At 47.9% G+C, this 12,313-nt stretch carries 9 protein-coding genes; 7 read left to right on the top strand and 2 right to left on the bottom strand.

Annotation, left to right across the window (positions count from 1 at the left end; translation table 11 throughout):
• The first annotated feature begins 82 nt into the window (after positions 1-82).
• A complete protein-coding gene (locus tag AC07VV_RS21090; RefSeq protein WP_495037377.1) occupies positions 83-1,273 on the top strand; it encodes a hypothetical protein in 1,191 nt (396 codons plus the stop codon).
• A 3-nt stretch (positions 1,274-1,276) separates the two neighbouring features.
• On the opposite strand, the gene AC07VV_RS21085 is transcribed toward AC07VV_RS21090, so the two are convergent.
• Both AC07VV_RS21085 and AC07VV_RS21080 read right to left on the bottom strand, forming a co-directional pair.
• Positions 1,277-2,263, bottom strand: a complete 987-nt coding sequence (locus tag AC07VV_RS21085) for a hypothetical protein (RefSeq protein ID WP_495037376.1) — start codon at positions 2,261-2,263, stop codon at positions 1,277-1,279.
• 173 nt (positions 2,264-2,436) lie between these two features.
• On the bottom strand, positions 2,437-2,946 hold the full coding sequence (locus tag AC07VV_RS21080; RefSeq protein ID WP_495037375.1) for a BRO-N domain-containing protein: 510 nt from the start codon (positions 2,944-2,946) through the stop codon (positions 2,437-2,439).
• A 574-nt stretch (positions 2,947-3,520) separates the two neighbouring features.
• Here AC07VV_RS21080 and dcm point away from each other — a divergent pair.
• The 6 genes from dcm to AC07VV_RS21050 all read left to right on the top strand — a co-directional run bounded on the left by dcm (position 3,521) and on the right by AC07VV_RS21050 (position 12,218).
• Entirely contained in the window at positions 3,521-4,957 is a 1,437-nt protein-coding gene (gene dcm / locus AC07VV_RS21075) for a DNA (cytosine-5-)-methyltransferase (protein WP_495037374.1), read from the top strand.
• Positions 4,958-5,094: 137 nt separating this feature from the next.
• Positions 5,095-5,565, top strand: a complete 471-nt coding sequence (locus tag AC07VV_RS21070) for a very short patch repair endonuclease (RefSeq protein ID WP_495037373.1) — start codon at positions 5,095-5,097, stop codon at positions 5,563-5,565.
• Positions 5,547-6,797, top strand: coding sequence for a type II restriction endonuclease (locus AC07VV_RS21065; RefSeq protein ID WP_495037372.1), 1,251 nt, complete (start codon positions 5,547-5,549; stop codon positions 6,795-6,797). Before AC07VV_RS21070 ends, AC07VV_RS21065 begins: the two co-directional genes overlap by 19 nt.
• Positions 6,798-6,838: 41 nt before the next feature.
• Positions 6,839-8,353 carry an ATP-binding protein gene (locus AC07VV_RS21060; protein WP_495037371.1) on the top strand — a complete coding sequence of 505 codons (1,515 nt, stop codon included), beginning with the start codon at positions 6,839-6,841 and terminating at the stop codon, positions 8,351-8,353.
• A gap of 29 nt (positions 8,354-8,382) precedes the next feature.
• A complete protein-coding gene (locus tag AC07VV_RS21055) occupies positions 8,383-9,342 on the top strand; it encodes a PD-(D/E)XK motif protein (RefSeq protein WP_495037370.1) in 960 nt (319 codons plus the stop codon).
• A gap of 38 nt (positions 9,343-9,380) precedes the next feature.
• Complete coding sequence (locus AC07VV_RS21050; RefSeq protein WP_495037369.1) at positions 9,381-12,218, top strand: Z1 domain-containing protein; 2,838 nt, start codon at positions 9,381-9,383, stop codon at positions 12,216-12,218.
• The last annotated feature ends 95 nt before the right edge of the window (positions 12,219-12,313 follow it).

The raw sequence follows: 12,313 nt of genomic DNA, 5'->3' as shown, positions 1-12,313 counted from the left end.
ACCCCGCCATAATCCGCCGCGAATTTTCCAGCGCCGGCACCCACGTCCCGGCGCAACTTCCGACTCATTCAGGGACCGATCCATGCTCAAGGGACTGTTACGCCTGGCGCCATATGCCGTGGCGTTGTTCACACTGATTTCCACTGCCCATGCCGAAGATGGCCGGCGTGTTTTCACCGGCACATTGGGCAAGACGCCGATTGTGGTGGAACTCAACACTCAGCAGCCGGATGAAGTGACCGGTCGTTACTTCTACGAAAAATACCATCGGGACCTGCCCCTTAGCGGGTCATTGCAGGACAGCACCCTGACGCTGGTTGAAGGCAACAATCGCTACAGCGACGACAAGCCACTGCCAACTTTGAAACTGGAAGAAACGGCCACTGGCTGGCAGGGCGAGTGGCAAAGTCCGAAGGGCAAGAAGCTTACAGTGCAACTTTCCGAGGCCAGGCTTCCAGCGCCGACAACTTCTACGCTGCCCTTCATCGCCGCGCTGCCAAACGGCGAGCCGTATGAGTATTTGCGACTACAGGGACTCAAGCTCAAACCGCTGAAGAAACAAGACTTCATGGGTTACACCCTGCAATGGTGGACAGAGCCGGAGTCGAAGATTTCGCTGTTCAGCGTAGAGTCCGGTCTGCCAAAAGACGATCTGCAACGGGTTAACCAACAGTTGCTTGGGCGATTGTGGAATGAGGTCATCCGCTATCACGGTTGCCAACTGCAGGGCGGGGAAAACGTCGACTTCATGCAGGACGCGGAACCCAAAATGATTTCGCCAGCCGTGGTCAGCCTGAACATCTCGACCAGCTATTACTGCGGTGGCGCGCATCCGGACTTCGGTGATTCACCTCTCAATATTGATGTGAGCACTGGTCATCCGTTGTCGCTCGAAGATGTGTTGTGGGTAGGTGAGGGCAAGCCACTGCTGCATGCCGAACGAGACAGTCTGGGTGACAAGCCTTTGAGCCCGGCTGAAAGTGACGCGCGTTATCAGTATGAAAACAAAGAGCTGGTGCCTTGGCTGATCAAGCAACTCACTGCCCTATACCCCGCAGAAATGAAGAAGCCGACGCAAGACGATGATTGCGACTTCACGGAAGAAAGCGTTTGGGGTTCTTCGCCGTGGTACTTCACTGCGAAAGGTTTGTACCTGGGCGCCTACTTCGCCCGCGTACAACGTTCTTGCGATAGACCAGACTGGTCGATCCTGCCGTACTCCCTGATCAAGCAACACCCCGGCGCCGTCAAACTGCAACTGCCCCAGGGCTGACCATCACGCTAGACCCGGCGCTTCACGAATGATGAAGTGATCCAGGTTCTCGATATTGGCATTGAAGACCTCGAAAGGTTTTTCGGGGTTCTTCTTGCCCGGCACCTGCTTCAACTCCGGCGTCACACCATAGAAGAAGCAGAACAACTCCTTATCACTGTCGATCGCGTGCTTGATCTCTTCCAGAAACGCCTTGCGCTTGCGGTAGTTGTCGATCAGCTTTTTGTTGAGATAGACACTGACCGGATAAGGCTTCTTCTTGCTGTCATCCGGTTTCTTGAACCAGACCTTGTCCTCGAAATCGATCCGGAAACTGGCGCTGTGAAAGTCCTCGATCTTCTTGATCCGGCCCCAGTAAATCAGCCCCTTGTTGTCCATCAAGTACTCGATCTTCTTGAAGAACGAACTGTACGGCGCCGTATGCTCGCCAATCTTCAACGGCATACGCTTGAGCAAATCCTTGTCCGCGAAGTTCGACACAAAACACTCCACGGGGTGAGCGAAGACACTGGTCTTGTCCGGCGCCGTCTCACGACTCGGCGACTCTTTCGAGGTGGCGGCTGCCACCCGCACCGGATCATCCCGCAACACATCCGCCGCCCCCACCGGCGCGGCAGGCTTGCGCACATACTCACGGCGCGTCAGCAACAACTCCGACGGGAAATGCTCCTCCCGCCCGTCATCCGTTTCCCCATCCGCCGCCTCAACCCCCGACGCCGACGTCTTCAAACTCACATACGGACAACCCGCCACATGCTGCGTACCGGGCAGATTCTTGAAGTGCGGCGTACGCACGTAATTCACGTTCTTGGCGTTGAACGTACCCAACTCGTTGGACGCATCGAACGCCGAACGACAGGCGTCGTTGGGGCACTGGAAGTGTTCCTTCGCAGAATCGAACGCCACCGTCTCATCGAAATTGAGATCGCGAACGTCATAGATCGACAGTTTGTCGTCGAGGCTGAGGCAGTAGGCGAGATCGAATTTCATGGTGGGGCTCGGGTCCTTGAGTGGGGGAGGGGGTATTAATAGCGGGTGGGGGGATGGGTTGCACTGATTGTTTTCAGAATGATGCGAACCCAGTCTGCCGAGGACTGGGTGTCCCCGACACTTCGGGTCATAAAAAACCGCTGCTTGAGTTTTCAAGCAGCGGTTTTTTGATATCAGTAACTACGCAGCATTCGTGAAGCTTTACGCGACCAGGACTCCTGCCGATTGAACGGATCCTCCGCCAGCAAACACGGCATGTCCCGCAAGCGAATCCACGGCTCATCCTGCCAGTGCAGCGTGCTCAACGACATCTTGGGCCAGCTCAAAACACTCAGTATCGGACGCTCAACCGAGCGCGTCGGACGGGCATCTCGCAGCGCGGGCACAACCTGATGCGTCACCCACTCGCGAAGCTGCCGATACTCGGGGCAGTAGTGATAGATCAGCAACGCATACACACCTGACTCACTCACCATCAAGTGTTCTCCGGGTTCCCCGTAGGTTTCCACGCACATCATCTGCCGCTGATCTGCATCGAGTTTGCGCAGTTGTCGCTCATCCAGATATTTGCCCATCAGTCGCCCCAGTTCATGGACGCAGAACCAGGCTTGGTTCTCCACCAGAAGGGCGTGCAGGTGGGTTTTGTTGCGGGTAAAACGAGTCGGAAGAAGTGGTTCAGACATGGCGTGCCTCCCGAGTCGGGAGCACGGAATTCAAACGGCGGGTACAGCGAATCGCCTTCATCATGAAGGCTGAGTAGTCAGGCATTTCCATTTACCTCTGGCTGCTTTCTTAGGGCATTCGTTAAGGGTGTCGGGAGCTAAGAAACCCACCAGAGACGGGCCGGACATATTCCCCTTTCGGGTCTTGTATTCGCCCACTCCCGACATAACGGGACTTTTCGCAGGCGTAGAGAAACCGCAGACGAAAAAAAGCCGCATGAGTGTCGGGTGCGGAGGACCGCTCTGGTTTGTAGAGTTTCTTAGGCTCGGAGCTGAGGGTAGGGGGATCAGGGATGGTCGTCAACCAGCGACTTTTCCTACCGATCGTGAGGCAAAACGAAATCTGGACAATGGCGTGGAGTAAATTATGCTGTGTTTATATCCAGTATTTGGTCGCCACTGTTCTTCCAGTTCTCCCAGCCCGTGTCGCCATGTCTGATCTCACGGATTACGGGAAATTTCATTTACTTTGAAGTTTTCAGGGCTAGAATGGTGACCATTCGTCACAGCTTTGACCCAGAGGAATTTCCGGCTCATGAATCTTTTTGAAACAGCATCTTTTGAATCCTTGAGCGAAACGACTTCGGATTCTTATGAGCCTGATACCCATCCTGTTACCGACCTTGCGTTACTGCACAAGCTGCTGGAGATCTACGACCAAGGGCAGTTGGCCGAAATTCTCAACGATGTGAGCCCGAGCCACTGGTGCCGTGAAACCATCAATCGATGGATCAAGGGCAAGGCTTCGCCGAAGCTCTCCCACATTGAGTTCACCCGCCTCAAGGATTTGCTGCCCAAGCGTTTGAACCATAAACCTTCATTTACCTTTATCGATCTCTTTGCCGGTATCGGCGGTATCAGAAAAGGGTTCGAAGCCATCGGAGGCGAGTGCCTGTTCACGTCCGAATGGAACAAGTACGCGGTCAAGACCTACAAGGCCAACCACTTCTGTGATCCGGCTCGTCACCGGTTCAATCTCGACATCCGTTCGGTCACGCTTTCGGACAAGCCTGAAATCAGCGACGAAGAAGCGTACAAGAACATTGATCGCGAAATTCCTGATCACGACGTCCTGTTGGCAGGTTTTCCATGCCAGCCGTTCTCGCTTGCAGGTGTTTCCAAGAAGAACTCTCTGGGGCGCAAGCACGGTTTCGAGTGTGAGACCCAAGGCACCCTGTTCTTCGACGTGGCGCGGATTATTGCCGCGAAACGCCCGGCTGCATTCTTGCTTGAGAACGTCAAAAACCTGAAAAGCCATGACAAGGGCAATACGTTCCGGATCATTTGCGAAGCGTTGGATGAGCTGGGTTATGAGGTTGCAGACGTGAATGCACCGAAAGGCTCAGACCCGAAGGTCATCGATGCCAAGCACTTTGTCCCTCAGCATCGTGAGCGAATTGTGCTGGTCGGTTTCCGTCGTGACTTGAATGTTCACCAAGGATTCACTCTGAGCGACATCAGCAAGCTTATACCGAAGCAGCGACCTAGCTTCGGTGATCTGCTTGATAAGGACGTGGACGAAAAATACATCCTTACTCCGAAGCTCTGGGATTACCTCTACCGATATGCCGAGAAACATCGCGAAAAGGGCAATGGTTTTGGCTTTGGTTTGACTCGTCCAAACGACGTTGCTCGTACGCTCTCGGCGAGATATCACAAGGATGGTTCTGAAATCCTGGTTGATCGTGGGTTTGTGGACACCTTGGACTTCAACAGTGAGTTGAATCAGCTCAATCGCCCGCGCCGATTGACTCCGCATGAGTGCTCGCGCCTGATGGGTTTCGACAAGCCAGGGGAAAGCAAATTTGTGATTCCTGTGTCCGATACCCAAGCTTATCGTCAGTTTGGTAACTCCGTGGCGGTTCCAGTTTTTGAAGCTGTAGCTCGGTTGATGAAGGATCGAATACTGGCCGCGAAGGAGAAAAACGCGGAAGAGGAAAGACCTCAGCTGGAGTTCGCCCTTCCGGTGTAAGGGAAATCTCAGTTTGAAGTTGTTTTAGCGTGTCGGCTCCATTTCAAAATGAATTAGATAGCTCACAGGGAACCTTGAGTGTGCGGACTCCAAAGCTAAACACAGGACCTGAGCTATCGAATGCATGGAGGTGAGTTATGGTCGATATCGTGAATGCAGTAACTCGATCCCGGATGATGTCGGGAATCAAAGGTAAAAACACAAAACCAGAGATTTCAATCCGCAAGGCTTTGTATGCCCGTGGATTTCGCTATCGCATCCACGTAAATAACCTTCCTGGTAAACCTGATCTGGCGTTATCAAAATACAACGCAGTGGTATTCGTCCACGGCTGCTTCTGGCATGGACATACCTGCAGATACTTCAAAATACCGCAGACGCGCCGAGATTTCTGGATGGAGAAAATCGAAAAAAATCGAGCCAGAGATCGATCCCAAGAGCTTGCTCTCTTGAACCATGGTTGGCGAGTGCTCATCGTTTGGGAATGTGCAGTTAGGTCAATGGATAGAAAAAAATCTCTGGTATTGATTGACCAGATAGCAGGGTGGCTGATAAACGGTAATGAATATTTACAGATAGACGAAACCGTATGTTCACCGACCGCATAAGTGACTATTTCGAAGGCGTAGCTGCCAAGTATTTGAGCGCTGTGGATGCTGATCCAGGTTCCTCCAATCAACACGAAATAGGAGGTCTTCCCGCTGCCGGATTTAAACAATATTTAGGAGCGCCAGGCAAGAGCGAAGAGTTCCGATTCAACGCGAAACAAATCTACGTTACGGATGAGTCTATCGCACCAGAGTTCTGTGATGGATTTGTGACTTGGTATGATTGTCGAAGAAAACAACCACATCGCAGTTCTGAGTTTCGCCTTTATTACAACAAAAGTGTCGTAACTGATCTGATCGAAGAAGGGGATTTTCTGCTTGTGGGGAAAATGCGTGACGGGTCATTATTAATGATCTTCACTCCAGCAGGTACCTCAGTTGAAAATCAACTCAGGCTCCTCTTTGGCCTTCATGATGTTGACGAAAGGTTTACCGCAGGAACGTTAGATTCCGTACAGCTGCTTCTTCCACTCAGGCTAATGCTTGAGGATTTAGGTGTAGAAGTAAGTCAGGTTGAACGGGATGACGATGTCTGGCTTGACAGGTTAATAAACTCATTCGGCGATGCTAAGTTTCCTAGTACATCGGCATTCTCTAATTATGCTCGAAAAACTATTGAGCGAACGGTCGATCCTATACGTTATCCAGATAAAGCAATTATTTCTTGGATGGAGCATGAAGAAAAGCTTTTCCGGATCTACGAACGGTACCTCGTTCGAAAGAAGCTTGTTAGTGGTTTTGGCGAGTGTGGCGACGATGTCGAAGAGTTTATTAATTTTTCCTTGAGTGTTCAGAATCGGCGAAAATCTAGAGTGGGCCATGCATTCGAGGGACACTTGGAGGAGATATTTCTTCTAAATGGTTTACGCTTCCAGCAGGGGCGAGGTAAAGGATCAATAACGGAAAACAACTCAAGGCCAGACTTCATTTTTCCTAGCTTTTCCGAGTACCACGACTTTTCATTTCCCGCCGAAAAATTAGTTATGGTTGGAGCGAAAACAACTTGTAAAGACCGATGGAGGCAGGTGTTGAGCGAAGCCAATCGTGTCCCCGAAAAACACTTAATTACTTTGGAGGCTGCAATTAGCGATAGTCAAACGATGGAGATGAGGTCTCGTGGGTTACGACTTGTAGTCCCTCAGGAAATTCAGACGACCTACTCTGTTGCACAACGTGATTGGTTAATGTCGCTCAAGGATTTTATCGATTTTGTGAAAATGCAGAACCATTAGGGTAGAAGCTTTTTTAATTTTTAAAAAAATGGAGGCGAATGGTGAGTGCAAGGGAATCGATTAATGGACTAAAGGTTATTACTACTGTACCCATTCAGCCACATGCAGGGAAGGTCACCGATGCGTTGTCACGTATTGGTTATAAAATTGAAGAGGCAGTTGCAGATTTGGTCGATAATTCGATCGATGCAGGTGCAACAAATATACTTATTCGTTTTGTTCATGATGGGGCGGAGATTCAACAGATAGTACTTGCCGACAATGGCTTAGGGATGAATAGCGAAGAGCTCCTTTTAGCTATGCAGTTCGGTTCTAACCGTGAGCGCAGCCCTAAAGCGCTTGGGAAGTTTGGAATGGGATTGAAGACTGCGGCGCTAAGTCAAGGCAGGAGCTTAACTGTCATTTCAAAGCAGGCCGGCCAGGTCGTTTCGTGTCGCTGGACAACCAAATCGATAGCGGCTGGATGGAACTGTGAGTTGCTCGATTCTGAAGGGGCTGCAATGTGGTTGGCCGAAACTCAGTGGCCGTTCGCAATCGCTGATAGTGGCACTCTTGTAATTATTGACGAACTTGATCACGCACTAACCAAAAGTAAGTCGCTAGAAGTGGTCTTGCAGCGGTTACAAAAAAAACTAAGTAATCATCTTGGTTTGGTTTTTCATCGATTTATTGATGCTGGGATAACGTTGTACATTGATGCAGCTAATATGATTGACGGTGGTCAGGGTTTTGCCGTTACAGTTAGAAGTCTTAATCCATTCAGCTATCCCATCACAGGTGAAAAGAACTACCCTTTGCAGTTTTCGTTAAAGGTCGTCAAGTCCCACGTAATAAACTGCAAAGCGCATATATGGCCGCCGAACCAAACTAGTAGCGGATATTTATTGGGTGGGGCGAATGTCGCTGTTCGACAAGGTTTTTATTTTTACAGAAATGGTCGATTAATTCAGGCTGGAGGATGGAATGGCTGGAGGGAAAATAACGCAGATCATCATCTTTCCTTGGCCCGTGTCGAAGTTGAACTCTCGCAAGAGTTCGATGCGGAGTTTCGTCTGAATGTACAAAAGTCTGCACTAGATGTGCCTGATTATTTCAGAATGGCGCTTGCTTTAAAAGATGGTCCTATGGATCAATATTTGAAGTGTGCAGAGGATGTTTATAGGAAAACTGTCGATGTTGAAAGGGCTTTTATTCCTGTACCAGGTCGCGGATTCGGTGTTGCAGTTCGAAGGAAAGCGTCAACTTACCTTGCAGGTCAAAAAGCGCCAAGGACTGAGGTGAATGTTGTCTGGGCTAAGCTACCGGAAGATAGGTTTTTTAGAATTGATCGTTCGGCTTGCAATGTTGTACTCAATGCAATGTATCGGCAAGTTCTATTGAAAGGAACATCCGCTAGCTTAAATGACGCGCCTATTATAAAAATATTACTTTTTTTGCTGTTACGGGATGATCTATTAAGAGAGCGTGAAAGCAAACGTTTTACTGCGCGACTGGAAGAAATTAATGAGCTTTTGATGTTGGCGATGAACGAGGAAAGTTCGAGGGTGGTTGAATGAATTCGATAACTCAGCAAGGCTCACGTCACATGAGTTGGGAAGACTTGCGTGCGCGAATCCAAAATGGTGTTCCATTTGTTCACCGCATTCCTTCAAGCGATGGTGTTGCTCCCGCTGTAGATATTTGGGTTTCGGAGTTTGGGAAAGAGCTAGCGTTGAGAGTGCAGTGCTACGGTGTTGAAAGACCAAATGAATCGCCGCTAGAAGAAATAAAAATATCAATGGTGCATACAGCGGAAGGAGTTATGTTGGAGGTTCGCACAAGTACTATTTCGCTTTATCAGGAAATGTATAGTTTTTTCGTTTCTGTTGCGGATAAGATTCAGTTGAATGGGGTTTTGCCCATAACTGCCGTTGAGGAAACTCTTGACGGGTGGAGAGAACTAATGAAGGTTCGTGCAATTCTTAGTGATGAGGTGCAATTAGGGCTGCGCGGAGAGCTATATTTTCTTCGAATTCTTATTGAGCAATTTGGCGACGAAGCACTTAGCGCTTGGGTTGGCCCACAGAGGCAACCTCATGATTTTCGCTTTGGAAAGAAGGAGTTTGAAGTTAAGGCGACTAGTGGGCCAAGGCATGCTCATATCATTAACGGTTTTACACAGTTGCAACCATCCCTAGGTCATGAGTTGTTTGTATTCTCACTAAAGTTTGCACCATCTGGCCTAAACTTCGGCTCAACACTATCTGAGGATATATTAATAACTAGGAATCTTTTGAGTGGTGGTGCGAAGCTGGAGTTGGATAGGATTCTGCGAGAGTGCTTTGGCTATCGCTCAGAACATTCTTTGTTCTATCCCAGGCGGCTGACATTAGTAAGTTCCCCGTTGGTTGTTCCAGTAGATGAATGGTGTCCCAAGCTTAATGAGGAGATACTATGTGACGTACCCCACCGTGAAAGGATAAAGGATATTCGATACTTTGCGGATTTTGAAGGTCTTGGCTTTCATGTAGGGGAGGAGAACATTTCTCGCCTTTTTGAAGGGTAGTCTTAGCTTGTTCAGTTTTTATTAAGGAGAATAAAACTATGAATTTGATAGGTATAATAACTGATACTCTGGGTAGCATGGCTACGGCTCCAAAAAAATTGATCTTGACGCTCAATTTTAACTCTGGATCTGAAACATCAATTGAGTCGATTTTTAAAGAGTATATAAGCTCCGTTCCGCCATCTGCACCTGTATTTATCTTGCTCAGTCGAAAGCTTAGTCTTTGGGATTATGAATCTACCGCAGAATGGATAGCGACTACTCTTAAAAATACAAGAGAGCGACGCGCGCTTATTTATGATCTATTGAAGCTTGATGATCAACTAATTCAGATATTTAATGATAGATTCCCACCCAATCTTGCATATGAAGCTCCAATCGTTATCGCCCAAGAGCATAAAGCCTGGTACGATGCCGATAGGCAGCAGAGTCGCTCCTTCTATCGCGACGCTTACTCTAAGTATTTGAGGGAGCGCAAGGGCTGGAGTCAAGATCAAGTAAGTGATTTGGAGGAAAGTACTAGGTTAGTAACCGAGAGGCTATCTGACCCAGAGGCGAATGAGATTTTTCCTGTTAGGGGTTTAGTGGTTGGTTATGTGCAAAGCGGTAAAACTGCCAATTTCACTGGTGTTGTTGCTAGAGCAGCAGATGCAGGATATCGCCTAATAATTGTACTGGCGGGAACGATGAATATTTTACGGGCGCAAACACAGCGTCGAATTGATCGTGAACTAATTGGTAAGCCATTCATTACTGCGGAAGATGAGGTTGGTTACGCATCTGATCTTCATAGTTTTATTGATCATGGAGGTTTGCCCTCTGATTTTGGAGGGTTCGACTGGCACCGCCTTACAAATATAAGCGGAGATTATCAGCGTTTGAGGCAAGGCATACAGTCACTGGAATTTCGTAGGGCGGATAAAACTAAACCGTTCAATCATCCAGATAATCTTCATGTCGAAGATGTTAGGCTGCTAGTTGTAAAAAAGGTTCCGTCTGTACTGAAGAAAGTAGCAGATGATCTTGATTCGATCAAATCAAGACTTGCGGATATTCCAACTTTAATAATTGATGATGAGTCGGACCAGGCATCGGTCAATACTAAGAAGCCAACTAAGAAAGAGGTGGAAGAGCGCACTGCTACTAATTCTGCAATCGTTTCGCTTTTGCAGCAGTTACCTCGTGCGCAATACGTTGGTTATACTGCTACCCCCTTTGCTAATGTTTTTATTGATCCTAATAATGAAGAAAATCTTTTCCCGCGCGATTTTATTATTAGCCTTCCGCGACCTCAAAATTATATGGGCGTTGCCGATTTTCATGATCTGGATCGGATTGACAAAAGTGTCGCCGGGCCGAATGAAAAAACTTATGTTCGTGACGTTGTAGGTGGTGATGAGTCCGCTGAGAATTTGCCGCAAGCTATAGACTCTTTTATTCTTAGTGGCGCCATAAAGTTATTTCGACAAAGTGTCGATCCAACGCTTTCTAAGAACTACCGTCACCATACCATGCTTGTGCATGTATCACACTTAACATCGCATCATAATGCTATCGCGGGAGAGGTAGAGCGCTGTCTGAGTGCGGGCGGGTATATGTCAGGCAACGCTTGGGGTCGTCTTGAGTCATTGTGGGACTCTGACTATTCTAAGTTTTGCAAAGATGGCAGTGGTTACCCAGTGCCGAAAAGTTTTAGTCAGGTCAAACCATTTCTGGGAGAGTGTTGGAATAGATTGTCAGATGGTTCTAAAAAAGTACTTGTTGTAAATGGTGAGGCTAATGATAACCCAGATTTTGAAACAGATAGTATCTGGAAAATCGTAGTCGGTGGTGCCAAACTTTCTCGGGGATATACGATAGAGGGATTGACCATCAGTTACTACCGGCGTCGCGCAGCAGCGGCAGATGCTCTTATGCAGATGGGGCGTTGGTTTGGATTTCGCGATGGCTATCGTGATTTAGTTAGGCTTTATATTGGGCGTGAAGAGGTGGCAGGCAAAAGTACTATTGATCTTTATGAAGCGTTTGAAGCGGTTTGTCGTGATGAGATGGATTTTCGTTCTGAACTGAAGAGATACGCTAATCCCAAAAACGGAGTACCGGTACTTCCGATTCAAGTTCCTCCACTTGTACCGTCGCACCTACTACGCCCAACAGCGAGTAACAAAATGTATAATGCTGTTGTGACTTTTAAAAATTTCTCTGCGGAATGGAAGGAGTCCACGTTGGCACCAACTAATTCTGCTCATGTTAAACATAATCAAGTTTTGCTCGAGCGACTTCTCACAAAGGCTAAATTTGGCTTTAGGGAAGGGGTGCTATCTATATTAACCTCTGATGAAGAAATTAAAGATTATAAGTCCCGGTGGGCTACTCTTTCCTCAACTGACATGGTCAGTTTTTTGAAGTCGTATAAGTGGTCTGCCCAAGGGGTTTTGCAAAGGGAAATAGAGTTTCTCGAGGATAAAACTAACAAGACGAATGTTGAGCAGTGGCTTTTCCTTTATATCGAAGGGCCAAAAAATGGCGTTGCTTATAAGGTTTTGGGGCAGGATTTTAACTCATATAGACGCTCTCGGGTGGAGGGTGGTTCGGAAAGGTTTAATGCTTATTCTGAAAGCTGGCATCGATCTATCGCCAAATACCTATGTGGCCTTGACGAAGGAGAAGCGAATAATTCCGTCACTAAAAAATTACGTTCATCTAAGCAGGGAGTTTTTTTGTTCTATCCTACAATGGATAAAAATAACTCTGCTAGTGATATTACACCTGGCTTTGCGCTTCAGTTTCCACATAATGACATCGAGACAAAGATTCGTTTTGGCGTAAGAGTTGCGGAAAAGCCAAAAGACTTAACGGTTGAAATCAATAGGTAGTTTTATGTGTCTCGTGCAGTGTGCGTTTTTACACTGCTTGACACTTTTTTGGAAACTATTTTAGTTCTTGTGAGTTTCGTACAGGGAGATATTGT

Source organism: Pseudomonas sp. GW821-FHT02C04 (assembly GCF_059421845.1).
Note: the sequence above shows the minus strand (reverse complement) of the source record. Positions and strands in the feature narration are given on the sequence as shown.